29 protein-coding genes and 1 pseudogene are annotated in these 25,522 nt (G+C 22.1%); 11 read left to right on the top strand and 19 right to left on the bottom strand.

What is annotated here, in order from left to right:
- Positions 1 to 10: 10 nt before the first annotated feature.
- The 10 genes from rplA to AACL24_RS02130 all read right to left on the bottom strand — a co-directional run bounded on the left by rplA (position 11) and on the right by AACL24_RS02130 (position 8,694).
- Complete coding sequence (gene rplA / locus AACL24_RS02175; protein WP_339048376.1) at positions 11 to 691, bottom strand: 50S ribosomal protein L1; 681 nt, start codon at positions 689 to 691, stop codon at positions 11 to 13.
- Position 692: 1 nt separating this feature from the next.
- Complete coding sequence (gene rplK, locus AACL24_RS02170) at positions 693 to 1,139, bottom strand: 50S ribosomal protein L11 (protein ID WP_174481438.1); 447 nt, start codon at positions 1,137 to 1,139, stop codon at positions 693 to 695.
- 178 nt (positions 1,140 to 1,317) lie between these two features.
- Positions 1,318 to 1,950, bottom strand: a complete 633-nt coding sequence (nusG, locus tag AACL24_RS02165) for a transcription termination/antitermination protein NusG (RefSeq protein WP_252320182.1) — start codon at positions 1,948 to 1,950, stop codon at positions 1,318 to 1,320.
- 19 nt (positions 1,951 to 1,969) lie between these two features.
- Positions 1,970 to 2,401 (bottom strand): preprotein translocase subunit SecE, encoded by a 432-nt coding sequence (secE, locus tag AACL24_RS02160; RefSeq protein WP_339048374.1) that lies wholly within the window; start codon positions 2,399 to 2,401, stop codon positions 1,970 to 1,972.
- A gap of 11 nt (positions 2,402 to 2,412) precedes the next feature.
- On the bottom strand, positions 2,413 to 2,562 hold the full coding sequence (gene rpmG / locus AACL24_RS02155) for a 50S ribosomal protein L33 (RefSeq protein ID WP_174481441.1): 150 nt from the start codon (positions 2,560 to 2,562) through the stop codon (positions 2,413 to 2,415).
- Positions 2,563 to 2,784: 222 nt separating this feature from the next.
- Positions 2,785 to 3,882, bottom strand: coding sequence for a hypothetical protein (locus AACL24_RS02150; RefSeq protein WP_339048372.1), 1,098 nt, complete (start codon positions 3,880 to 3,882; stop codon positions 2,785 to 2,787).
- Between the two features lie 72 nt (positions 3,883 to 3,954).
- The gene (locus tag AACL24_RS02145; protein WP_339048370.1) at positions 3,955 to 5,286 is read right to left on the bottom strand and encodes a hypothetical protein; all 1,332 of its coding nucleotides are present in this window, start codon (positions 5,284 to 5,286) and stop codon (positions 3,955 to 3,957) included.
- A 21-nt stretch (positions 5,287 to 5,307) separates the two neighbouring features.
- A complete protein-coding gene (locus AACL24_RS02140) occupies positions 5,308 to 6,552 on the bottom strand; it encodes a replication-associated recombination protein A (protein WP_339048368.1) in 1,245 nt (414 codons plus the stop codon).
- Positions 6,553 to 6,574: 22 nt separating this feature from the next.
- Positions 6,575 to 8,317: a hypothetical protein gene (locus tag AACL24_RS02135; protein ID WP_339048366.1), complete on the bottom strand. Its 1,743-nt coding sequence runs from the start codon at positions 8,315 to 8,317 to the stop codon at positions 6,575 to 6,577.
- A 194-nt stretch (positions 8,318 to 8,511) separates the two neighbouring features.
- Positions 8,512 to 8,694 (bottom strand): hypothetical protein, encoded by a 183-nt coding sequence (locus AACL24_RS02130; protein WP_339039328.1) that lies wholly within the window; start codon positions 8,692 to 8,694, stop codon positions 8,512 to 8,514.
- A gap of 120 nt (positions 8,695 to 8,814) precedes the next feature.
- Here AACL24_RS02130 and AACL24_RS02125 point away from each other — a divergent pair.
- The 3 genes from AACL24_RS02125 to AACL24_RS02115 all read left to right on the top strand — a co-directional run bounded on the left by AACL24_RS02125 (position 8,815) and on the right by AACL24_RS02115 (position 11,103).
- A protein-coding gene (locus AACL24_RS02125) for an IS5 family transposase (protein WP_339045885.1) occupies positions 8,815 to 9,644 on the top strand; the annotation gives its coding sequence in 2 pieces (ribosomal slippage) (positions 8,815 to 9,211 and positions 9,211 to 9,644; 831 coding nt in all).
- A 605-nt stretch (positions 9,645 to 10,249) separates the two neighbouring features.
- Complete coding sequence (locus AACL24_RS02120) at positions 10,250 to 10,672, top strand: transposase family protein (RefSeq protein ID WP_339045912.1); 423 nt, start codon at positions 10,250 to 10,252, stop codon at positions 10,670 to 10,672.
- A gap of 23 nt (positions 10,673 to 10,695) precedes the next feature.
- Positions 10,696 to 11,103 carry a transposase family protein gene (locus AACL24_RS02115; protein WP_339048364.1) on the top strand — a complete coding sequence of 136 codons (408 nt, stop codon included), beginning with the start codon at positions 10,696 to 10,698 and terminating at the stop codon, positions 11,101 to 11,103.
- Between the two features lie 379 nt (positions 11,104 to 11,482).
- Here the strand turns inward: AACL24_RS02115 and AACL24_RS02110 are convergent, their stop codons facing one another.
- From AACL24_RS02110 to AACL24_RS02095, 4 genes and pseudogenes are all read right to left on the bottom strand, one after another.
- Positions 11,483 to 11,671 (bottom strand): hypothetical protein, encoded by a 189-nt coding sequence (locus AACL24_RS02110; protein WP_339048362.1) that lies wholly within the window; start codon positions 11,669 to 11,671, stop codon positions 11,483 to 11,485.
- On the bottom strand, positions 11,644 to 12,027 hold the full coding sequence (locus AACL24_RS02105) for a hypothetical protein (RefSeq protein WP_339048360.1): 384 nt from the start codon (positions 12,025 to 12,027) through the stop codon (positions 11,644 to 11,646). Before AACL24_RS02105 ends, AACL24_RS02110 begins: the two co-directional genes overlap by 28 nt.
- 95 nt (positions 12,028 to 12,122) lie before the next feature.
- Positions 12,123 to 13,233, bottom strand: a pseudogene (locus AACL24_RS02100) (IS3 family transposase).
- A gap of 47 nt (positions 13,234 to 13,280) precedes the next feature.
- Positions 13,281 to 13,625 (bottom strand): ankyrin repeat domain-containing protein, encoded by a 345-nt coding sequence (locus tag AACL24_RS02095; protein WP_339048358.1) that lies wholly within the window; start codon positions 13,623 to 13,625, stop codon positions 13,281 to 13,283.
- A 199-nt stretch (positions 13,626 to 13,824) separates the two neighbouring features.
- On the opposite strand from AACL24_RS02095, the gene AACL24_RS02090 reads away from it, so the two are divergent.
- Together AACL24_RS02090 and AACL24_RS02085 are read left to right on the top strand one after the other, a co-directional pair.
- Positions 13,825 to 14,654 (top strand): IS5 family transposase gene (locus AACL24_RS02090; protein WP_339048356.1). Its coding sequence is split into 2 segments (ribosomal slippage): positions 13,825 to 14,209 and positions 14,209 to 14,654, totalling 831 coding nucleotides; the frame shifts between segments, so codons are not numbered across the junction.
- A 390-nt stretch (positions 14,655 to 15,044) separates the two neighbouring features.
- Positions 15,045 to 15,458: a hypothetical protein gene (locus AACL24_RS02085; protein WP_339048354.1), complete on the top strand. Its 414-nt coding sequence runs from the start codon at positions 15,045 to 15,047 to the stop codon at positions 15,456 to 15,458.
- Between the two features lie 101 nt (positions 15,459 to 15,559).
- Here the strand turns inward: AACL24_RS02085 and rlmB are convergent, their stop codons facing one another.
- From rlmB to AACL24_RS02060, 5 genes are all read right to left on the bottom strand, one after another.
- Positions 15,560 to 16,300 (bottom strand): 23S rRNA (guanosine(2251)-2'-O)-methyltransferase RlmB, encoded by a 741-nt coding sequence (rlmB, locus tag AACL24_RS02080; RefSeq protein WP_339048352.1) that lies wholly within the window; start codon positions 16,298 to 16,300, stop codon positions 15,560 to 15,562.
- Between the two features lie 12 nt (positions 16,301 to 16,312).
- The gene (gene cysS, locus AACL24_RS02075; RefSeq protein WP_339048350.1) at positions 16,313 to 17,644 is read right to left on the bottom strand and encodes a cysteine--tRNA ligase; all 1,332 of its coding nucleotides are present in this window, start codon (positions 17,642 to 17,644) and stop codon (positions 16,313 to 16,315) included.
- A 184-nt stretch (positions 17,645 to 17,828) separates the two neighbouring features.
- On the bottom strand, positions 17,829 to 18,299 hold the full coding sequence (locus AACL24_RS02070; protein ID WP_339048348.1) for a hypothetical protein: 471 nt from the start codon (positions 18,297 to 18,299) through the stop codon (positions 17,829 to 17,831).
- A 68-nt stretch (positions 18,300 to 18,367) separates the two neighbouring features.
- Positions 18,368 to 19,488 (bottom strand): IS3 family transposase gene (locus AACL24_RS02065; RefSeq protein ID WP_339048346.1). Its coding sequence is split into 2 segments (ribosomal slippage): positions 18,368 to 19,245 and positions 19,245 to 19,488, totalling 1,122 coding nucleotides; the frame shifts between segments, so codons are not numbered across the junction.
- Between the two features lie 468 nt (positions 19,489 to 19,956).
- Positions 19,957 to 20,786 (bottom strand): IS5 family transposase gene (locus tag AACL24_RS02060; protein ID WP_339048345.1). Its coding sequence is split into 2 segments (ribosomal slippage): positions 19,957 to 20,390 and positions 20,390 to 20,786, totalling 831 coding nucleotides; the frame shifts between segments, so codons are not numbered across the junction.
- 426 nt (positions 20,787 to 21,212) lie between these two features.
- Here AACL24_RS02060 and AACL24_RS02055 point away from each other — a divergent pair.
- The 6 genes from AACL24_RS02055 (at position 21,213) to AACL24_RS02030 (ending at position 25,325) form a co-directional block, all read left to right on the top strand.
- Positions 21,213 to 22,042 (top strand): IS5 family transposase gene (locus AACL24_RS02055; RefSeq protein ID WP_339048343.1). Its coding sequence is split into 2 segments (ribosomal slippage): positions 21,213 to 21,609 and positions 21,609 to 22,042, totalling 831 coding nucleotides; the frame shifts between segments, so codons are not numbered across the junction.
- Positions 22,043 to 22,332: 290 nt separating this feature from the next.
- Positions 22,333 to 22,968 (top strand): replication initiation protein, encoded by a 636-nt coding sequence (locus AACL24_RS02050; RefSeq protein WP_339048341.1) that lies wholly within the window; start codon positions 22,333 to 22,335, stop codon positions 22,966 to 22,968.
- A gap of 274 nt (positions 22,969 to 23,242) precedes the next feature.
- Positions 23,243 to 23,413 carry a hypothetical protein gene (locus AACL24_RS02045; protein WP_339048339.1) on the top strand — a complete coding sequence of 57 codons (171 nt, stop codon included), beginning with the start codon at positions 23,243 to 23,245 and terminating at the stop codon, positions 23,411 to 23,413.
- A 15-nt stretch (positions 23,414 to 23,428) separates the two neighbouring features.
- Positions 23,429 to 24,358 carry a hypothetical protein gene (locus AACL24_RS02040; RefSeq protein ID WP_339048337.1) on the top strand — a complete coding sequence of 310 codons (930 nt, stop codon included), beginning with the start codon at positions 23,429 to 23,431 and terminating at the stop codon, positions 24,356 to 24,358.
- A 113-nt stretch (positions 24,359 to 24,471) separates the two neighbouring features.
- A complete protein-coding gene (locus tag AACL24_RS02035; RefSeq protein WP_339046130.1) occupies positions 24,472 to 24,894 on the top strand; it encodes a transposase family protein in 423 nt (140 codons plus the stop codon).
- Positions 24,895 to 24,917: 23 nt separating this feature from the next.
- The gene (locus tag AACL24_RS02030; protein ID WP_339045908.1) at positions 24,918 to 25,325 is read left to right on the top strand and encodes a transposase family protein; all 408 of its coding nucleotides are present in this window, start codon (positions 24,918 to 24,920) and stop codon (positions 25,323 to 25,325) included.
- The last annotated feature ends 197 nt before the right edge of the window (positions 25,326 to 25,522 follow it).

The following is a 25,522-nucleotide window of genomic DNA, read 5'->3' as shown; positions in this document are numbered from 1 at the left end:
TATTATTATATTATTCTTCAATTAATACTTTAATACCAGGGCCCATTGCTGTAGTAATACTTATATTTTTAATATAAGCGCCCTTAACTGCTGCAGGCTTAACTTTTCTTAAAGTGTTAAGAATTGCTAAATAATTATCTTTTAACCCTTCTTGTGCAAATGATACTTTACCAAGAATAACATGAATATTACCTTGTTTATCAACACGATATTCAACTTTACCTTTACGAATATCAGCTATTGCTTTTTGAACATCCATTGTTACTGTTCCTAGTTTTGCTGTAGGCATTAATCCTTTTGGTCCTAATACTCTACCAATTTTTCCTAATTCACCCATCATTTCGGGTGTTGCAATAATAACATCAAAATCAAATCAACCTTTTTGAATTTTTTCAATCATTTCCTTACCACCAACAAAATCAGCTTGACTTTCCATTGCCTCTTTTTGTTTAGTAGTAGTTATTACTAAAACACGTTGTGTTTTTCCAGTTCCTGCTGGTAAAACAATAGAACCACGTAACATTTGATCAGCATGTCTTGGATCAACATTTAAACGAAATGCTGCTTCAACTGTTGCATCAAATTTTAATGATGAAGTTTGTTTAGATAATTCTAAAGCACGATCAATTGGATAAACTTTAGTGTTATCAACTAATTTTGCAACTGCAAGATATCTTTTACTTCTATTCATATTAAACACCTTGCTTTCCATCTTCAACAGTAATGCCCATATTCTTGGCTGTTCCTGCAACAATTTTAATTGCATCTTCTAAAGAATAAGCATTTAAATCAGGTAATTTAATTTGAGCAATTTCTGTAATTTGAGCAATAGTAAGTGTTCCTACTTTTGTTAATTTAGCATTTGATGAACCTTTTGCAAGTTTCAATGCTCTTTTTAAAAGAAATGTTGTTGGTGCAGTTTTTATTTTAAAGTCGAAAGTTTTATCTTTATATGCTGTAATAAAAACTGGAATTGGAACCGGATTAACATCATCTTTTTGATCTTTGGTTTTATCGTTAAATTCTCTACAAAAACGTGGCATATCAATACCGAATGATGCTAAACTAGCACCTGGTTTGGCACTACCAGCTGGTAATTGAATAATACCTTCACGATTAATATTTTTTTTATCTGCCATGAGCAAATCCTCCTAAATGGATTGTCACTGTGGTCCAAACGAATAAATCTTCCACAAGTTTAAACATAATTAAAGTCTATTTATATATATAAATAGTACTTTACAAATAATAACATCATTATAATTAGTAGTCAAATATATTTTAATTTTATTTTACATAAAAATTAAATAGTTTAAACTAAACTTTAATTTTTTTACAACTATCATATTCTACTTTAATTTCAGTTTGACGACCAAACATATCAACAGAAACTGTTGCAACACCCTTATCTTCATCTAATTTAATAACTTGTCCTTCTCGACCTTGTAAAGCACCAGAAGTAATATGAACAAAATCATTCAACTCAAAATCACGAATAATTTTTTTTATCTCTTTAACTTTAGGTTGTGATGAATTTTTAGAATTACGATATAACATTTCATTAACTTCTTTGGTAGAAAGTGGAGTTGGTGGTACACCCTTACCACTAGAACCAATAAATCCATTAATACCTGTTGTATTACGAATATCATATCAAGTATCTTCGGTTAAAATCATATGAACAAAAATATAACCCGGAAAAATATTTTTTTCAGTTATTTTTTTATCTTTATCTGGTATTGCTTCTTTAACAACCCTAACTTGAAAAATATTATCTTTTAAATTTAATTTTTTTTCAATTTTATTTTTCAAATCAGCAGCAACTTTATCTTCATGACCTTTGTTACAATTAACAATATATCATTGTGCTTGCTCAATTCGATGTTTATGTGTTTCTTCTAATGATGTAGTTTTCACTAAAGGGGTTTCTTTTTTTATTCTTTCGCTCATTTTTTGGCATCTCCATTTTTTACATTATTTTTAATAAAGGTAATACAAATAGTAATAACTGCTCAATTCCATAAAAGAATAGTGCTAAGACAGCAATAAATAATACTGTTGTAATAAATTTATTATTTAATTGTTTTCTTGGTGTTCAACGAGTTCTTCTAATTTCTCTTGATAAGTATAAGAAAAAATATTTATGATAAGTTCTCGCTTCTTTTTTATAATAAAAACGTTCTTCAGGCGTACGATTTTTACGTTCTTTTTCTCAAATTTCGCTAATATTAACCTTTTTATTTTTATCGGCTGTTCGTGAATCAAAACTTGGTTTTCCTTCAGAAGTTCTTTTTGTTCTTAAAGGTTTAATTTTACGTAAAATATTAAATTTACTTTTTAAAAGAGCCAATTTTTCAGGATTAATTTTTGGTTTTTCTTTTGATTTGTCTTCTGCACTCATGAAAATTTCTCCTAACGTGATTCCTTATGTAAAGTATGTTTTTGACAATGTTCACAATATTTTTTTAGTTCCATACGCTCTTTATATTTAATCTTATTTTTGTATGTATGATAATTACGATTTAAACATACAGTACAAATTAAAATTATTTTTTCGTTCATTAAATTCACCTAGAAAATTTAACCATTTTTAATTATATTATTATTTAGAATAAGTGTCAATTTTAAAATATTTTTATTTTAAAAACAAAGTTAAATTTTTAATCTTTCTTTAAAATTCATCATTTCTAAAATAATTGTACAAGAAAAAATAAAATAATAAATAAAAAATAATGTTTTTTTAAAAAAAACATTATAATATAAAAAATAATTTTTATTAACTTATTAACTATTAATACTTCCTAAAAGTGGTTGTCTTTCATTGGGTTCTATGATAACTTCTGGCATATCATTATTTGCATTTGTAACAAATTCCGGTTCAAACTCATAATCAGGAATTTTTAACTTTATTCTTTCTCGTTGACTACTATCTTCAATCTCCGTTACTAATTCCATCTTTTTATTTTCGGGAGTATAATTATTTATTCATTCTTTAAACTTTGTCAATGTTGGTCTTCAATCTTTTATTTTTCCGGGTTTAACAAAACTAGGAATTGTTTTATCTGAATGTCTCATTTCAAACTTATCTCAATTATTTTTTTCTAAATACTCATATATTTCCTTTAAATCTTTATTACTTAAAATACCTTTATATAAAGAAAAACTTTTCGTAATGTGTTCTTTTCTTTCATTAATAATTTTAATAATAATTTCCTCTTTACTATTTGAAGTATTAGATTTACTCATTGTAGAAAAATATGTGTGACTAACATCCATCATTGCTGAAATTGACATTAAATTTCCTCCCACAATATTACCATTTGTAAAGTTAATGCCTGCAGTTGCAAAAGTAGTAAGTGATTTTAAGTATTCAATAGTTTTTGTTACTTTTTGAATTTTATATAAATCAAAACCTGATATTCCACTAAGCACTTTAACTAATCCATTTGTACCAGTAAATAATTTATTTAATGCAATAGAAATCATTTCTGGAGTTAATTCATTACTTACAGCATCTTCTGTTAATTGTTCAGCAATTTCAGAATAAAGTCTTTCATCATTTGGTGGTAAAGTAGGAAAAGTAGGTAAATTTGGTTCGGTAGTTGTACTACCCCCAGTTTCATTTAAATTATATGCTTGTCAAATGACTCAACCACCAAATGCAGCATATAACATATCAGCTACTCCACTTTTAATTAATTGGTAACGTTTTTCAATATTACTATCCCTAGTAACAGACTTAAGTCCTGCTATTGTTAGTAGAACTCCTGTTGTCGTATTACTTCAATTTTGTGCACTTAATGCTCCTGCTCTAATTGGACCATGAAGATTATTCAACGCTCATTGTACTTCTGTTCATGTTTCTTCTTTATTTATTTTCATTTTATTTATTCCTTTCATAGTTAAAGTAGTTTTAAATTAAATTTTTAATTTTATTGATAAAATGATACATAATTATTCATTAATAATGTTACTAATTGTTCATCTACTAATATTTATTGAGAAAGATGGCCCAATATCAAAAGCACGAGATATAGAACTACTTCTAAGTTGTTGATATATAGTGTTTTCATCATGTCACATAAATATATAAATAACTAATCCTTGTGATTTATGACCTGCAGGTGGCTGATTTACTACTCGTCAAACTGGTAATTGATTATCTTTGTCTTGAATTTTTTTTGTATTAAAGTTTAGTTCATTACTTTTAATTGTTGTTGTATTATTCATAACACTATAAGTTATGCTGTCTGTCGAATTAGCAAAAATTGTTGGATATAAAAATATAAAATTATTTCATGAATCAGCATAATCACTTCATTTTAAAAGCGTAGTTATTTCTGAATTATAATCTATTAGTTTTCCTCCATCTTTTGGAAAACTATGACTTAATGTTAAATTATTATTAGTATCCAAATTTTTGCTATCATATTGTAAATATCCAACGCTAATAATGTTACCAGTACTGTCAACTAAATATCTAATACTTATTTTTTTACTATTATTTTCAATTGAAAAATTATTAATAACAGATTCTAAATTTGGACTATCAATCATATTATTGAAAATATTTTCAGAAATTTTTTCTGCAATGCTTTCATTATTTTTTAAACTACTTTTAGTAATAAATTGTTTAACAAAGTCAAGACAAATTCCCCTACTATTTTTTGAATGAGACTGAGCAATATAATATAATCCCAATGTTTCACTTAAATTATCATAGTTCTTAATTACATCAACAATACCTTTTGTTCCGGTTAATGATATATGAGTATTAGCACCACCAAATTGAATAAAAGTAAAATTACTTTTAGACTTTTTATTTGAAATATAAGCTGTTGTTGATATTTTGCTCAAGTTTTGTTTTTGAAAAATTTGCAAATCATTAGTACTTGTTAATTGTTCTTCTTTATAATTAATAGCAGCAATTTCTTTATCAAACTCATTAATAACATCTTTATTTATCTTTTCAGGGTTATAAGTTAATTTAAAATTATCAATATAAATTTCTTTTACATAAGGTTCTAAATTTGGATTATCAATAATACTTTTAATATCAAAAAGATGATATATTCCATCTTTATTTTGACTATTTAAAATAGTACTATTACTTAAATTACCATACGTAGTATTAGTAACGACTTCATTAATTTCAGTTTTATTTTTATTTTCTTGTTTTAATTTATTAATACTTGTTAAATTATTAGTAATACTAGTGTTAGCAACAATATTAGTGGTTGCTAATGTTAAACTAAGTCCCAACCATAAATGTTTATTTTTTAACATTCTATTTTGCACCTCAGAATTTTATTTTTTAGTAAATCTATTATAAATTTCATTTAATTTTTTTTCATAAATATTATGGAGTTTTGGTTGATAATATTTCGTATCTTTTAACTTTGTTGGTAAATACTGTTGTTGTACATAATCATTAGCATAATCATGTGGAAATTTATATAATTTACCTTTACCTACTGATTTTTTTAATGTTTTAGATCAATTATGCTTCAAATAATCAGGAATTGGATATATTTTTCCTTGTAAAACATCACTATATGCTTTTTGTACTGCCAAATTAGCACTATTTGATTTCTCACTAAGTGCCATTTCAATAACTACTAAACCAAGTGGAATTATACCTTCGGGCATACCAATTTGACGAAAAGTATCAATAGCAGTTTTTACCCTAATTGATAAAGCAGGATTAGCAAGTCCAATATCTTCGTAAACAATAATCAACATTCTTCTTAATAAAGCTTCATAATCACCAGTTGCTAATAACCTTGCTAAATAATGCAAAGCAGCATTAACATTACTGCCTCTAATTGATTTTTGTAATGCTGACTTTAAATCATGATGTTCATTTCCCTCTTTAGCATTTCAATTACTTGCTTTAGGAATAATAGCATTAATAATATCAATAGTTATGATTTCATTAGGATATAATTTTATTAATATTTTAGAAATATTAATTGCTATTCGTAAATCACCAGTTGCTAAATTACAGATTTTTTCTAAAATTTCATCACTAATATTAAAATTAAAAAATGAATTATTAGTAATTATTTTTTTTAAGCCTAATAACATTTCTTCATTACTAATTGGCTTTAATTCTAATAATAGACATCTACTTCGTAAAGCTGGATTAATTACAAAATAAGGATTTTCAGTAGTACAAGCCATTAAAATAAAATTGCCATGTTCTAAATATTGTAATAATAAATCTTGACGATCACGATTCATGCGTTGTATTTCTTCAATTATAATTATATAAGGTTTAGTATTTTGTGCTATTTTAATTAATTTTTCTAAATTTTCTTTTTTATCAATGGCAGCATTAAATACTCCAAATTCACATTTTAAATCATTAGCTAGTGCTTGAGCAATAGTGGTTTTGCCTGTTCCTGGATTACCATAAAATATTAATGATGTTAAAAACTTCTGATTTAATATTCGATTAATAATTCCATTTTTATCATTTATCAAATGACTTTGACCAATTATATCATTAACAGTAGTTGGTCTTAATATTGTTGCTAGTGGCTTATCCATACTCATCACCTTTGTTTTTAATTTAACGTCGTGAAGTTATTTTAACAATAGAACTAAAATTAATAAAGGTTAAATTATTATTTTTAATATTAACATCCAAGGATTGAAGCATTTTATATTCTTTATCATCATCATATTTAATAATGATACCAATGTTTTTTAAGTGCTGATATTTATCATTTTGTTCAGAAACACTAACAAGTTCAATATTATTTATCTTTTTTATGATATCAAAATTAATTGTCTTTTGAAAATGAATTTGATAGTTATCGCCATCAATATTAATTCCTATATTCATTTCTAAATTAATGTCATTAGTAGGAGAAAAATTATTCATATCATTAATAGCTTCTTGAAATAATAGTGAAATAAGTGAAATAGAATTATCTTTAAAAGTAATTGGATATATTACACCACTAAGAAGAACATTCGGATATAAATCAATAGAATTTAAATCTTTAACATTAAAATTGTTATTTTTAAAGGTTTTTTCATTTGGTTCTTTATTTTGACATTGAATATTTATTGAAAACTCGATAGTATCTTGCAATTGATTTTTACCAACAATTGTTACTATTATAGATTTTGGTTTTTGATAATTTCCAGTAATCGCATTACTAGTAATAATATAATCTTGATCATTAAAATCTTGATGTCATTTTTGCTTACCAAACTCATTTATTTTTTTACTAACAAGGAAAGCAATATGATTATCAATATCCACTTTGCTAACATTAGTATTATCTTCAGTAGTTATTAATTGATTAATTACACTTTCATCATTTTCCAATACTGTTTTAATAACAGATAATGATTTTTTTGTTCAACTACCTTGAACATTAAAATTAATATTTAATTGACCTTTAATAATTTCACTACTATTTTTAGCACAAATAACAACTGTTATTTTCTTTTTTATCATATAATTATCAAAATTTTTTATTGAATCATAATTAATAACAAAATCACTTTTTGTTACTTTATCTGATAATGATTTTTCTTTATTAATTTCTTCTAAAAATTTCTCTTCAATAATTTTATTGACTTGAGATTCTATTTCATTTTTAGTTCCTTTTGTAGCATCTGACATTACTATTGTTTGTGATGGAATTGTAATTCTATTGTCTAAATCAAAAATATTAAATTTTTCTGGAATAACATCATTTTCAACACTAAAATTGAAATTTAAGTCACAAGGAAGCAAAGCATAATTACTACCAAATTGATTAACACTCATTTCAATTTTAAATTGTTTTATTTTTTCTTTATAAGATGGTATTTTTATTGAAAAATTATTTTTAAGTGCATTTTCATCATTAATTTTAATATTAATAGCTGGATTTACTGGTAAATGTACAAAAAAATTATTAGGAATATCTATTTTATTTGTTTGTAACACATTATCAATCTTTTTTAATAAATCACTAAGATAAAAAAATTTTAGTTTTTTATCAGTAGATATTAAACTAATATTATTTAATTTATCCTTGTAATCTATCAAATTATATTTTTTATTTCTTGGACAATTATTCTTATAATAATCTTCTCAATTTTTATCTTGATTAGGATTTCAGTTGTTGGAATTATTAGTATTTATGGCACTATTTCATTGATTATTTGCAATTATTAAAATCATAGTAGTAATAATTAAAACAACAACAAATAACAAAGAAAAAATTTTAAACCAATGTTTTTTTTCTTGCTTAACATTAGGTTTTTGCTTATAATTTGATTTTTCATTTTGATTAATACCAATTTTATACATTATTTCCTCCACCAAAAATCGATAATAAAACATAAAAAAACTTTATAATGATTAAAAAATCACTACAAAGCAACAGCTAAATTATATAAATAGTAATATAACAATAAAACTTATAAATTAATTTTTAAAATTAAAAAAATAAAATTAAAATATAAATTTTATTGTTATCTTAATTCTATCATAGTAATTTTTTATTAAATATATTTTTTGTAACTATTTTTTAATTTTAACTTTACTCGTGTTCAAGCATTATCAACTTGCTTATAACTTAAATTTAATTTTTTCATAATTTGATGAACATTATATCCTCTTCGCTTTAATCTTAAAACTTCATTTTCATTAGTAGTAAAATTTGTAATACTAATAACTTCTTCCAAAAATGAAGTATATTCACAATCATTTTTTTGATATAAATAATCATTAGACTTCTTGCAAAACCTATCTATTAAAAATTTAATTTTTAAAATAAAATTAAAAATAAAAAAGATAGGTAATCTATGATGTTTGATAAATTAAAAACTATTAACAATCCAGAATTATTAAGATTAACTGGTATAAATGATATTATTTTTAATAAAATTCTAGAAATTTTAAAGACAGAAGAAGTAAAAAAGTTTAAAAATGGTGGTACACCTAATAAATTATCATTAGAAAATCGTTTATTAATGACTTTAGAATATTGAAGAGAGTATCGAACTTATTTTCATATTGCTAAAAGTTATGGAATTAGTGAAAGTAGTTGCTATAGGAATATCAAGTGAATAGAAAATACTTTAATAAAACATCCTGATTTTCAACAACTTGATGGGCAAAAATCACTGTTAAATAATAATTTTAAAGATAAAACAGTTATCATTGATGTGACTGAAAGTACTATTCAACGCCCAAAAAAAGTCAAAAACAATATTATTCAGGAAAAAAGAAAAAACATACAATAAAAACTCAAGTCATAATTGAAAAAGATAGTAAAAAAATTATAAGTTCTTATTTTTCTTATGGTAAAAATCATGATTTTAAAATTTTAAAAAATTCAAAAACGAAATTTTTATCAGAAACAACTATTTTAGTAGATTTAGGATATCAAGGTATACAAAACATACATAAAAATGTCTTATTACCTAAACGAAAATCAAAGAAAAACCCTTTAACTAAAGAAGAAAAGAAAAATAATAAGGCTATTTCAAAAATGAGAGTTGTTATTGAACATGTTTTTGCGATTCTTAAAAAATTTAAAATTATTAGTGAAAAATATCGAAATAGAAGAAAAAAATTTGCATTAAGATTTAATTTAATAGCTTCAATTTATAATTTACAATTATTAATTTAAATATATTTGATAATTTAATATTTTATTTTTTTATTTGAAATAATAATTTTTGTTGTATTTTAATGACAAAAAATAAAACATATTTTGAACAATAATTTTTAAAAAATATTAAAAGTGTTATTAAAATAAATTTTTAAACTTAAAAAATGTGATTAATATCATAGTTTTGCAAGAAGTCTATTATATTTTAAGGCACAATTAATAATTTTATGATTATTATTTAAAAAACTTTTAACATAAGTAAATACTCCTCATTTTACTTCATAATATAAAAAATTTTGAAATGACTTGTTTTTTCTTTCTTGAAATTTAAAAATTGCCTTTAAAAAAATAAAATAAAAAGTTGATTTTAAATCATTTGTTTCCAAAGAAATAGCAAAAAACTTTTTAATAATATTTCGTAAAAAAAATCATTTTTTAATTCATATTTTTTATATAAAAAATTAAAAGCAAATTCATTGTTTTCAATACAATACAAATAAATTAATTCATTATCATTCATAAGACATATTCCGTAATTAAATTTTTTAAAAGTCAATTAATAATTTTAAAATTTATTTTATAATTTTGTTATTAACAATAAATTTAGAAAAGTGTTGATAAAAATGATTTTTGAAAATTTAAAAAAATTAAAAAATGAAGAATTTTATAGATATTTTGGTATAAAACGTTTTCATTTTAATGAAATGTTAGAAAAATTAATTGAAATAGAAAAATTAGAAAAAAATAAAGGTCGAAAAAATAAACTTTCAGTAGAAGAAAGATTAATGATGACTTTATTATACTGAAAAGAATATTATACTTTTTTTCAAATGAGTATTAAATCTAAAATGAGCCCATCAAGTTGTTTTCGAAATATTACTTGAGTAGAAAATAAACTTAGTAACCACAAAGATTACCAATTTTTAAAAGAAAGATATAAATTAAAAATTGATAAAAAACAAGAAAATTCAAATGAATTTCAATTTTATTTAATTGATTCAACTGAGATTGAAATTGAAAGACCAACTAAAAAAAACTACAGTTAGAATATTTTTCTGGTAAAAGTTGAATGTATTCTATGAAATTTCAAATTGTATATGATTTTTTTAATAAAAAAATTGTTGATATTTTTGCTGATAATGGTAAAGTGCATGATTTTCAAATATTAAAAAATTCAAATCTTGAATTTTCAGAAAAAACAATAATTATTGGTGATTTAGGATATCAAGGTATACAAAATATTTATAAAAATACAATAATACCAATTAAAAGAACTAAAAATAAAAAATTAACTAAACAAGAAAGAAAATACAATAAGATTGTATCTAAAATTAGAATTAAAGTTGAACATGTCTTTGCTTGATTGAAAAGATTCAAAATTTTAGTAAATAAATGTAGAAAATCTAAATTTAGACTTATGTACTTAAGATTTAACTTACTTTGTGAAATTTTTAATAAAATAAAACCATTAAAATAAAAAAAATATTAAAAATATTTTTTTAAAATTTAAATTTTTATCGAGTTAATATAAAAATATTATTAACAATTTTTTGTTTAAAATGTAAACTCATTTTTTAAACTATTTTTTCAAAAAATATTTATTTCTATATTCAATAACACTAAATAGTTTTAAAACAATTTTATTGACAATTAATTAAATTTAATTACGGAATATGTCCATAATTAAGTCCTCCTAAATATTTCAAATAACAAACTAATTATGAATTACTAATCAACTAATTATTTAAAGCTATGATATATTAGTATTTAATTTTGAAATTCTTAATATTACATATTTAATCCATAATCACGTTTAATAGTTGTTTTAGTCACTATTGATGATGAATCTAACAAATTTATCTTACTTTAACGATTTCTACTTCTGTTTGTGGTATGTAATACTTAAATATTTCTCTTCTAGTTTCATTAGCCACTTTGTCAATTTCCTGTTCTTGATTTCGATTTCAATTTGATGATAAACTAAAAAAATCTTTTAAAAACATTTTATTTTCAATAGTTAACTGATCATAATTTTTAATTGTCAAAGCAATTTTTTTTGTAATAGTAAACAAGCGTGATTTCATGCTGAATTTCCTGAGTTATCTTTATAATCAATATCAATTGGTCATTTGTTAATTAAATAAGTTACTAATTTTTGTCAATCATTTATTACCGCTATATGTAGTAATGAATAATTCAGTTCATCAAATACTAAACTATTAATAACTTCTTTTTGTCAAAAATTTTCAATATTTGAATTATTTTTTTCATTTAATTTTTTAATTTCATTTTGCAAATATTCTAATGAATCTATTACTGCTTCTTCTTTTTCTAATCAATTATCATCATCTCCCTTTATAATATAGATTATTTTTTCATAACAATTTCCTTTAGAAATCATTATTTCATTTTTAAATTTTAGAAATTCTTTAAATGTTTTTATTATTAAATCTTTATTTTTAATAGAACAAGTTGGAATGGCAACACTTTTTAGGACTATTTTTTGGTAAACATTTGTTGTTGATATTTAACTGGAGTTAAGTAGTTTAAAGTGCTGTGAATTCTTATATTGTTATATCAATTGATGTAATCAAATAATTCTAATTTTAATTGGATTAATGATGTAAAATTTTTATCATTAATAAATTCGGTTTTAAAAGTTTTAAAAGTTGCTTCAGCAACAGCATTATCATAAGGACAACCTTTTTTACTTAAAGAACGGTTAATGTTGAATGCTAGTAAAAGTTTATCAATAATTTTATTGTTAAATTCATTACCGCGATCACTATGAAATATTTGAATATCTTTTAAACAGCGATTTGATTGCATAAATGCTTGATGTACTAATGATGCATCTTAACACTATGTCCGATAATTTCGCGGTTAAATAGGTCTATTAATAGGCAAATATAGTTTCACCTACCATTAACTTGTACATAAGTTAAATCACTAACAATAACTTCATTTTTAATCCTATTCTTAAATTTTCTATTAACAAGATTAGTTATTTGACTATCGTTAACTTTGTTATTATGATTTTTGAATGATAATTTAGTATATTTTGATATTAAATTATGTTCATTCATAATTTTTTTAATTTTTCTGCCCGATAAATAAATTTCTTGGTTTTCTAGAATTTTTTTTAATCTTCTAGTACCATAAACTTCTTTATTTTCTTTAAAAGCACTAATAACAGCTTCATCATAAATATTATTTTTGATTTTATTTTCTTTTTTCTTTAAATTAAAATAATATGTTGATTTAGATATTTTTAAAAAACGACACATTGTGCGAATTTTATATTTAGTTTTATTTTTGACAATAATTTCTATTTTCTGCCTATTATTAGTGCTGCTTGCTTTAAAATATCATTTTCCATTCGTAATTGCTTTAATTCTTTTCTTAATTTAATTAATTCATTTTCTTCAAAAGAACGATTATCTTTAGTTTTAAAACTTCCTGAATTACTAAATTGCTTAATTCAATTGTAAGTAGCTGCTCTTGTAACATTATATTCTTTAGCAAGGCAAGATACTGATTTGCCACTTTGATATAAAGCTACTATTTGTTTTTTAAATTCATCGGTATATGAGTTAATATTGGCCATAATTATAGTTCCTTTCTTTTAACAAATTTGTTTACTTGTCTACGTAATTAGTGTCCAATAAATTGTAACCCATCCACTTTAACTATTTCCAAAAAACCACTTTCAGCAGCCAACATTAAGGAGGTATTACCATATTGATCTTCATAATTAATAGCAGCACCACTTGCCAATAAATTAACTACCTCCAAAAAACCATATTCAACAGCTTGCATTAAAGGCGTATTACCATATCTATTTTCATAATTAACATCAGCACCATTTTCCAATAAAACTTTAAGTGCTTCCAAATCACCAACTTCAACTGTTTCAATTAACAGTTCATTTACTAGTTGCATACTATTCACATTTTCCTTTCAAAAATAAAAATCACTTATTTTTAAAAAAACTATCATAAAAATAATTATTTTTGTAATTTTTTGACATTACATATTTGATTAATTTAAAGAACAATAAACTACTTATGTTATTTTCAACTTTATGTTAATAGTTACTTTAACAAATAAATTTTATAATATTAGACTTCTTGCAAAACCTATCTATTAAAAATTTAATTTTTAAAATAAAATTAAAAATAAAAAAGATAGGTAATCTATGATGTTTGATAAATTAAAAACTATTAACAATCCAGAATTATTAAGATTAACTGGTATAAATGATATTATTTTTAATAAAATTCTAGAAATTTTAAAGACAGAAGAAGTAAAAAAGTTTAAAAATGGTGGTACACCTAATAAATTATCATTAGAAAATCGTTTATTAATGACTTTAGAATATTGAAGAGAGTATCGAACTTATTTTCATATTGCTAAAAGTTATGGAATTAGTGAAAGTAGTTGCTATAGGAATATCAAGTGAATAGAAAATATTTTAATAAAACATCCTGATTTTCAACAACTTGATGGGCAAAAATCACTGTTAAATAATAATTTTAAAGATAAAACAGTTATCATTGATGTGACTGAAAGTACTATTCAACGCCGAAAAAAAGTCAAAAACAATATTATTCAGGAAAAAAGAAAAAACATACAATAAAAACTCAAGTCATAATTGAAAAAGATAGTAAAAAAATTATAAGTTCTTATTTTTCTTATGGTAAAAATCATGATTTTAAAATTTTAAAAAATTCAAAAACGAAATTTTTATCAGAAACAACTATTTTAGTAGATTTAGGATATCAAGGTATACAAAACATACATAAAAATGTCTTATTACCTAAACGAAAATCAAAGAAAAACCCTTTAACTAAAGAAGAAAAGAAAAATAATAAGGCTATTTCAAAAATGAGAGTTGTTATTGAACATGTTTTTGCGATTCTTAAAAAATTTAAAATTATTAGTGAAAAATATCGAAATAGAAGAAAAAAATTTGCATTAAGATTTAATTTAATAGCTTCAATTTATAATTTACAATTATTAATTTAAATATATTTGATAATTTAATATTTTATTTTTTTATTTGAAATAATAATTTTTGTTGTATTTTAATGACAAAAAATAAAACATATTTTGAACAATAATTTTTAAAAAATATTAAAAGTGTTATTAAAATAAATTTTTAAACTTAAAAAATGTGATTAATATCATAGTTTTGCAAGAAGTCTAATATATAATATTTATAAAACTTAATAATAGGTTTTTAACTCATTACTTTCATAAAAAGTAAATGAGTTTTTTTATTTTGAAAGGAAAATGTGAAACAGATGTATTTAAATATTTTAAAAAACTTATTTAAACGTAGAAAAAATCATTATCCAAGTAATAACAGTACAGATATTGAAAATAGCGTTTTTTTTCTTCTATAATGAACAAAAAATGTTATCAAAATTAAAAAAAATAAGTGAAGAAAAAGATAAAGAATTAGAGAAATTAACTAATGAAAATAATAACACTCCTAAAATAATATTACTTTCTTCAAATATTTTAGAACTAAGATCAAAAATTTGAACTTTGGAAGAAATGTTAGAAAAGAAAATAACAATAAAAATAGAACAATTAGAAAAAAGTAAAATAAATAAATATAAAAATTTTTTTATTAAATTTTTTACTTTTTGAATTAAAGATAAAAACAAATGTATTAATAATAAAATAAATAAGATAAATTCTGACTATACAAATATTAAAAACAATTGTAAAGAAATTAGAAAACCATTTAATTGATCAAATAAATATATGCAAAAATTTAAAAGAAAAAAAATGAAAATTTTCAGAACCAAATCCAATAAATAAAGAAAAAACATTTACACCTAAAATATAAAAGTATCTTTTTAAAAAAATATTTTATTTTTTCATAAATTTAAATATTATCAAAAAATATAGGTTCTTAAAATTTACGATAATTTTAACGTTTCAACGTAAATATAGTTTGCAATAATACCACAAGCAACGCTAGCATTAAATGATTCTATTTTTGGACTTATTGGTATTTGAACAATATAATCGGTATGTTTTAATAACTTTGGACTTATCCCTTCACCTTCATTACCAATAATTAATGCTAAGTTGCTACTACAATCAATAGTAAAATAATCAATTGCTTTTGCTGTTTTAGCAGCAGCCAAAATTCAAAATTTATATTTTTCTTGTAAATTATTAATTGCGGAAGTTAAATTATTAACTTGACAAATTGCAATAATACTTAGAGCACCGGCTGCAGCCTTTGCAACTGCACCGTTTATTTCAGATTGATTACGATTTAAAACAATTACACCATCAAAGTCATTACCCGCTGCAATTCTTAACATTGAACCAAAATTATGTGGATCAGAAATACGATCTAAAATTAAAATTCTTAAAAATTTAGATGTTGAACCAATATTAATTAATTCATCAAAAGAAAAATATTGATAGTCTTTAACATTAGCCGCAATATTTTGATGTTTAGTAGTACCTAATAGATTATTCATTGCTTGTAAACTAATAATTTCATAAGGAATATTTACACTTTTTAAATCTTTTTTTAATTCTTGGTACTTATCTTGAACTAAAAAAACTTTTTTAATTTTTATTAATGATGATGTTGATAATGCAGCAATAATAGGGTGATAACCATAAATATATTGTAATGCCATAATTTTGCTCCTTTAAATAATATTCAAATCTTTTAATTCTTGACGAATTTTATCAGCTTCTTGGTATTGTTTTTCCTTTTTTAGTTGTTCTCATATTTTAATTTTATTTTTAATCTTTTCAGAATAATTACCAACTTTAAAATCAAATCCTAATATTTTTAAAGCAAAGGTAAAAGTATAAAAAATTTCTTGAAATTCTTCATTAAAATTTTTTTTAATAAGTGCTTCATTTAATTTTTTAATCATATTTTCAATTAAAGTAATAGTATTAGTTGTATCAATATTATTTGATAAATTTTTAATAATTTGTTGATAATAAATTGAATGATGATTATTATTACATATTATATTGTTAATAAATATTTGATATGTTCATTGTTTTAAAACATTTTCATATTTTTTTGTTGACACTAATCCATTTTCAATTGTTTCCTTATTGAAATCAATTGGTTGTTGATGATCACGATTTAATATTAAATATCGCAATACATTCGGATGATGTTGCTGACAAAATTCTTTAACCAAAATAAAATTATTTAAAGATTTTGACATTTTTTCATTAGCAATATTAACATGACCATTATGTCATCAAATATTTGACATTTTTTTATTATTAGCTGCAACAAATTGAGCTCGTTCATTTTCATGATGAGGAAATTTTAAATCAACACCACCACCATGTAAATCAATAGTTTGACCATTAAATAAATCCTCAACAAAACAAGCACACTCAGTATGTCAACCAGGTCTTCCTTTTCCTCACGGACTATTTCAACTAATACCTATTGTTGTTGATTTTCACAAAGCAAAATCTAGATTATTTTCTTTAGTAACTAAATTTTTAATTCTAAAATTTGGAATTAAATCTTCAATATTTTTATGTGCCAAACTTCCATAATCTTTTAACTTATTAACTTTAAAATAAACATCACCAGCCGTAACATATGCATAATCTTTAATAATTAATTTATTAATAAATTCAATAATCTTTGAAATATATTCACTTACTTTTGGTAATTTTGTAGGAAAAATAATATTTAATTTTTCTAAGTCTTCATAATATGCTAACGTATATTTTTCAGTAACTTGTTGTTCTGTTATTTTTAAATCCGCAGCTTTCTTAATAATTTTATCATCAATATCAGTAATATTATGAACATAATTTATTTTATAATTTTGATGAATTAACAAACGATGTAAAACATCAAAAACAAGCACACCACGAATATTGCCAACATGAATATAGTTATAAACAGTAGGACCACATAAATAGATATTAACTTGCTTTTTATTAGTGGCAAGCAGTTGCAATCTTTGTGAAAAACTATCATAAATTTTAATCATTTAATTAACCCTTCTTAATAAAGTTTAGTTTTCATATACTCTATTATACTGTAAAGAATATCAATCTGTAACAAAATAATTTTTTAAATTTAAAACTCTCTTTAACAAAGAGAATCATTAATAATTAAAAAAGTATTAATTATTTGAAATTTCATAATTTTTGATAGATATCGTTTTTATGTTTTTATTTTTTTTCAGTTATATATAAATTTCCTTTATTAGCAGAAGTTATTGTTCCTATATAAATAGTATCATTAATATTTGTTAAACTTCAAACTGCACCATTAGTACTCTCTCAACCAAGCATCAATCCAAAACTTTTATCAGTTTTACTTTTATATATTTTTCCTTCACCATTATTATTTGTTATTCCTACATAAAGTGTACTATAAACATTTGTTAAACTTGAAACTTCACCATTAGTATTATTTCAAGTAGAAACTGGCTCAATCTTAGCATTAATATCATTAGTATTTATTTTTTTATATAAATTTCCCTTTTTATTAGCAGTTGATGTTCCTACATAAAGTACACCATTAATATTTGTTAAAGCCCAAACTGCACCATTGTCTTGTTTTCAATTATTCATTAATTCAAATTTGCCATCACTATTACTTTTATATAAATTTCCTTTACCAAAAATTGATGTTCCCACATAAAGCACACCATTAATATTTACTAGAGCATGAACTGCACCATTTGGAATGGCAACACTTTTTAGGACTATTTTTTGGTAAACATTTGTTGTTGATATTTAACTGGAGTTAAGTAGTTTAAAGTGCTGTGAATTCTTATATTGTTATATCAATTGATGTAATCAAATAATTCTAATTTTAATTGGATTAATGATGTAAAATTTTTATCATTAATAAATTCGGTTTTAAAAGTTTTAAAAGTTGCTTCAGCAACAGCATTATCATAAGGACAACCTTTTTTACTTAAAGAACGGTTAATGTTGAATGCTAGTAAAAGTTTATCAATAATTTTATTGTTAAATTCATTACCGCGATCACTATGAAATATTTGAATATCTTTTAAACAGCGATTTGATTGCATAAATGCTTGATGTACTAATGATGCATCTTTTTTAACTCCAACACTATGTCCGATAATTTCGCTGTTAAATAGGTCTATTAATAGGCAAATATAGTTTCACCTACCATTAACTTGTACATAAGTTAAATCACTAACAATAACTTCATTTTTAATCCTATTCTTAAATTTTCTATTAACAAGATTAGTTATTTGACTATAGTTAACTTTGTTATTATGATTTTTGAATGATAATTTAGTATATTTTGATATTAAATTATGTTCATTCATAATTTTTTTAATTTTTCTGCGCGATAAATAAATTTCTTGGTTTTCTAGAATTTTTTTTAATCTTCTAGTACCATAAACTTCTTTATTTTCTTTAAAAGCACTAATAACAGCTTCATCATAAATATTATTTTTGATTTTATTTTCTTTTTTCTTTAAATTAAAATAATATGTTGATTTAGATATTTTTAAAAAACGACACATTGTGCGAATTTTATATTTAGCTTTATTTTTGACAATAATTTCTATTTTCTGCCTATTATTAGTGCTGCTTGCTTTAAAATATCATTTTCCATTCGTAATTGCTTTAATTCTTTTCTTAATTTAATTAATTCATTTTCTTCAAAAGAACGATTATCTTTAGTTTTAAAACTTCCTGAATTACTAAATTGCTTAATTCAATTGTAAGTAGCTGCTCTTGTAACATTATATTCTTTAGCAAGGCAAGATACTGATTTGCCACTTTGATATAAAGCTACTATTTGTTTTTTAAATTCATCGGTATATGAGTTAATATTGGGCATAATTATAGTTCCTTTCTTTTAACAAATTTGTTTACTTGTCTACGTAATTAGTGTCCAATAAATTGTAACCCATCCATAGATTGATTTTACTACTACTGGATTAATTAAAAATATATTAAGTTATGATTGAAATAATTGTCCAGAAACTAAAAGACAATATAGTTTAATTCAATGATTATCTAAATCTAAAATAGAAAATTCAAATAATGAACCTAAAATGTTAGATTTATATGATGATACTTGAGATAGTGATTGTTATGCATTAATGAATGATATGAAATGATTAATTAGACTTCTTGCAAAACTATGATATTAATCACATTTTTTAAGTTTAAAAATTTATTTTAATAACACTTTTAATATTTTTTAAAAATTATTGTTCAAAATATGTTTTATTTTTTGTCATTAAAATACAACAAAAATTATTATTTCAAATAAAAAAATAAAATATTAAATTATCAAATATATTTAAATTAATAATTGTAAATTATAAATTGAAGCTATTAAATTAAATCTTAATGCAAATTTTTTTCTTCTATTTCGATATTTTTCACTAATAATTTTAAATTTTTTAAGAATCGCAAAAACATGTTCAATAACAACTCTCATTTTTGAAATAGCCTTATTATTTTTCTTTTCTTCTTTAGTTAAAGGGTTTTTCTTTGATTTTCGTTTAGGTAATAAGACATTTTTATGTATGTTTTGTATACCTTGATATCCTAAATCTATTAAAATAGTTGTTTCTGATAAAAATTTCGTTTTTGAATTTTTTAAAATTTTAAAATCATGATTTTTACCATAAGAAAAATAAGAACTTATAATTTTTTTACTATCTTTTTCAATTATGACTTGAGTTTTTATTGTATGTTTTTTCTTTTTTCCTGAATAATATTGTTTTTGACTTTTTTTGGGCGTTGAATAGTACTTTCAGTCACATCAATGATAACTGTTTTATCTTTAAAATTATTATTTAACAGTAATTTTTGCCCATCAAGTTGTTGAAAATCAGGATGTTTTATTAAAGTATTTTCTATTCACTTGATATTCCTATAGCAACTACTTTCACTAATTCCATAACTTTTAGCAATATGAAAATAAGTTCGATACTCTCTTCAATATTCTAAAGTCATTAATAAACGATTTTCTAATGATAATTTATTAGGTGTACCACCATTTTTAAACTTTTTTACTTCTTCTGTCTTTAAAATTTCTAGAATTTTATTAAAAATAATATCATTTATACCAGTTAATCTTAATAATTCTGGATTGTTAATAGTTTTTAATTTATCAAACATCATAGATTACCTATCTTTTTTATTTTTAATTTTATTTTAAAAATTAAATTTTTAATAGATAGGTTTTGCAAGAAGTCTATTATGTAGTTATGCATTTGATTTAAAAATTAAGAAGTCTTATGATTCTTATGAACAAAAAATAAGTAATGATTACCCTATAGCATTTAGTATAATTAATAACTCTGAAAAATTAAATTGAATTATTTATTTACAAGGTAATTTAGGTAAAATAGAATATACCAATTCTGCGCAAAGAGAACCTGATAAAAGTTGAGCATATAGATATATATCAAATATTAAATCTAATATTAATAAAATAGTTTTAAATGCAAGATAATTTGATAAAATTAAAATAGACTTCTTGCAAAACCTATCTATTAAAAATTTAATTTTTAAAATAAAATTAAAAATAAAAAAGATAGGTAATCTATGATGTTTGATAAATTAAAAACTATTAACAATCCAGAATTATTAAGATTAACTGGTATAAATGATATTATTTTTAATAAAATTCTAGAAATTTTAAAGACAGAAGAAGTAAAAAAGTTTAAAAATGGTGGTACACCTAATAAATTATCATTAGAAAATCGTTTATTAATGACTTTAGAATATTGAAGAGAGTATCGAACTTATTTTCATATTGCTAAAAGTTATGGAATTAGTGAAAGTAGTTGCTATAGGAATATCAAGTGAATAGAAAATACTTTAATAAAACATCCTGATTTTCAACAACTTGATGGGCAAAAATCACTGTTAAATAATAATTTTAAAGATAAAACAGTTATCATTGATGTGACTGAAAGTACTATTCAACGCCCAAAAAAAGTCAAAAACAATATTATTCAGGAAAAAAGAAAAAACATACAATAAAAACTCAAGTCATAATTGAAAAAGATAGTAAAAAAATTATAAGTTCTTATTTTTCTTATGGTAAAAATCATGATTTTAAAATTTTAAAAAATTCAAAAACGAAATTTTTATCAGAAACAACTATTTTAATAGATTTAGGATATCAAGGTATACAAAACATACATAAAAATGTCTTATTACCTAAACGAAAATCAAAGAAAAACCCTTTAACTAAAGAAGAAAAGAAAAATAATAAGGCTATTTCAAAAATGAGAGTTGTTATTGAACATGTTTTTGCGATTCTTAAAAAATTTAAAATTATTAGTGAAAAATATCGAAATAGAAGAAAAAAATTTGCATTAAGATTTAATTTAATAGCTTCAATTTATAATTTACAATTATTAATTTAAATATATTTGATAATTTAATATTTTATTTTTTTATTTGAAATAATAATTTTTGTTGTATTTTAATGACAAAAAATAAAACATATTTTGAACAATAATTTTTAAAAAATATTAAAAGTGTTATTAAAATAAATTTTTAAACTTAAAAAATGTGATTAATATCATAGTTTTGCAAGAAGTCTAATATTTCACTTGCAGAATTTGCTAAATATTATGAAATTCCATTAAATCACTTATACAGAAATGTTGAAGTAGAATATAAAATTAAAGGAGGAACTTTAATTGAAAAAGAAATGGATATTCTTATATCTTATAAGGTAAAAACTTTATATATTGATGAACCACTTGATTTTGATTTTACAAATTTATTTTTAAAATGTGGTCATCGTAAAAATACTGGGAAATTATATTTTAAAATTTATAAAGAAATTTTTGAAAAACATTTTGTAAATCAAATTAAAAATTTTACAAAATTTTATTTACCATATACAAAATTTTTAACAACAAAATATATCTGACCATTATATGAATATTTACGAAGTTATTTATATGTAAATTCAAAAAACTCAAAACCTGTTGTGTTTGAACATCAACCAATGAATTTTGAAACTATTTTTCAAATTTTTAATATAAGTATTAAGAGTAGTTATTTGAAGAATATATTTGATTTAAAAAAGTATGTTTTAGAACCAGTTAAAAAAGATTTATTAAATACTGATGTTATTATGAATTATGAAATTATTAAAACTGGTAGAAAAAATACTCATATTAAACTTTATACAAAACTTAATATGGAAAAATTTGCTCAACAGCAAAAAGAAGTATATGGGGAAACTTCAAATAATTATATTGATTTTCAAAATAATCAAAGAAAACAAATTTTAAATGATATTGATAAAGATAGTAAGATTATTTGAGATAAACACTAAAAATTTTGATATCAAAAAATAGGGGTAACATTATGAAAAAAATCTTAAATTTAATAACAATTTCAACGTTAACTACAGTTATTCCAACTCAAAACAAGATGTTGGAATAACTAATTCAAATAATGAATATGTACCATTAAGAGAAATTAGCGGGTTTGGAAAAAGTGTACAAAAAGTTATTGTTGATAGTAAAGATAACATTTATTTCTGTATAGAAGGAATTACAGATTTAAATAATGGGTTATATAAGCTATCAGTTGGTTCAAATACTCCAATGAAAATAAATAATAGTTCTTCTGTAATATCAATTGCAATTGATAGTAAAGATGATATTTATTTTGGCAAAAGTGATTTTCTATTTTCATCTAATAATGGCTTATATAAGCTTTTTGCTGGTTCAGATACTCCAACCAAAATAAATGGTATAAATGAATCTGTTTCTTAAATTGCAATTGATAAATTGGACAATGTTTATACCGGACCTAATAAAGGTGCTTATAAGTTATCAGTCGATTCAGATACTCCAACCAAAATAAATGGAGTGAGTGATCGTATTTTCTCAACTGTTATTGATAACTCAAATAACTTATATTTTGCAAAAATAAATGGCCTTTATATTTTACAAATTTCTTTGTCATGAACAAAAGAACAAAGTCAGTTTAATTTAATTGATAGCACTAAAAAGAAAACTTGAACACGAAATGACTGACTTACTGTTGATGGTGAGTTAAATATTGAAATTCAAAACAACAACATTGATAAGGTCTTATTTGATAATTTCTTGCAACCACAAACAGCTAAACAATGAAACATCAATGTCAAACCCGAAACTAGCGAAAAAGACCATATTTTACAAGTGATTTTTACTTTGGATGGAAAACAATACACTAGTAAAATTATTGTTTCAATGCAGACAAAAATAGACCCACCAATTCCTCCAAAACCAGAAAATTTAAGCGATGTAATTAAATTTGGTAGTGATAATAACTTAGGAAATATTTTAGATAACAATGATGGTACTATTGAAACAAAGATTCAGCAAATTAATTCTCGCATTATTGATTTTTCACAAATTAAAATCGAGAAAAAAGATATGCATTCTGCAACATTAACTGCTAAAAAAGATAGTAAAAGTTATCAAGGTTCAGTTGTGGTTAAATATAATGTTGTGCCAACAACAGTTGTTGATTTAATGATTGATTTAAAACCAAAATCACCATCAACACAAACTGATATTGACTATGCTGGACAAATTGATAAAACTATTATCACAAATCCAGTTAATTCATTCTATTATGCAAATAGTGAGAGTAAAATCACAATGATTAAACCAACTGAAAGTAGTGTCATAACTGGATTTGTATATGGTGCTGATAATCAATGAAATTAAAACATTACAAAAGACATATTCCGTAATTAAATTTTTTAAAAGTCAATTAATAATTTTAAAATTTATTTTATAATTTTGTTATTAACAATAAATTTAGAAAAGTGTTGATAAAAATGATTTTTGAAAATTTAAAAAAATTAAAAAATGAAGAATTTTATAGATATTTTGCTATAAAACGTTTTCATTTTAATGAAATGTTAGAAAAATTAATTGAAATAGAAAAATTAGAAAAAAATAAAGGTCGAAAAAATAAACTTTCAGTAGAAGAAAGATTAATGATGACTTTATTATACTGAAAAGAATATTATACTTTTTTTCAAATGAGTATTAAATCTAAAATGAGCCCATCAAGTTGTTTTCGAAATATTACTTGAGTAGAAAATAAACTTAGTAACCACAAAGATTACCAATTTTTAAAAGAAAGATATAAATTAAAAATTGATAAAAAACAAGAAAATTCAAATGAATTTCAATTTTATTTAATTGATTCAACTGAGATTGAAATTGAAAGACCAACTAAAAAAAACTACAGTTAGAATATTTTTCTGGTAAAAGTTGAATGTATTCTATAAAATTTCAAATTGTATATGATTTTTTTAATAAAAAAATTGTTGATATTTTTGCTGATAATGGTAAAGTGCATGATTTTCAAATATTAAAAAATTCAAATCTTGAATTTTCAGAAAAAACAATAATTATTGGTGATTTAGGATATCAAGGTATACAAAATATTTATAAAAATACAATAATACCAATTAAAAGAACTAAAAATAAAAAATTAACTAAACAAGAAAGAAAATACAATAAGATTGTATCTAAAATTAGAATTAAAGTTGAACATGTCTTTGCTTGATTGAAAAGATTCAAAATTTTAGTAAATAAATGTAGAAAATCTAAATTTAGACTTATGTACTTAAGATTTAACTTACTTTGTGAAATTTTTAATAAAATAAAACCATTAAAATAAAAAAAATATTAAAAATATTTTTTTAAAATTTAAATTTTTATCGAGTTAATATAAAAATATTATTAACAATTTTTTGTTTAAAATGTAAACTCATTTTTTAAACTATTTTTTCAAAAAATATTTATTTCTATATTCAATAACACTAAATAGTTTTAAAACAATTTTATTGACAATTAATTAAATTTAATTACGGAATA

Origin of the sequence: Spiroplasma endosymbiont of Colias croceus (assembly GCF_964020095.1) — a bacterium.
Taxonomy (GTDB): Bacteria; Bacillota_I; Bacilli_A; order Mycoplasmatales; family VBWQ01; genus Spiroplasma_E.
This window is presented reverse-complemented; position numbering and strand designations above follow the sequence as displayed.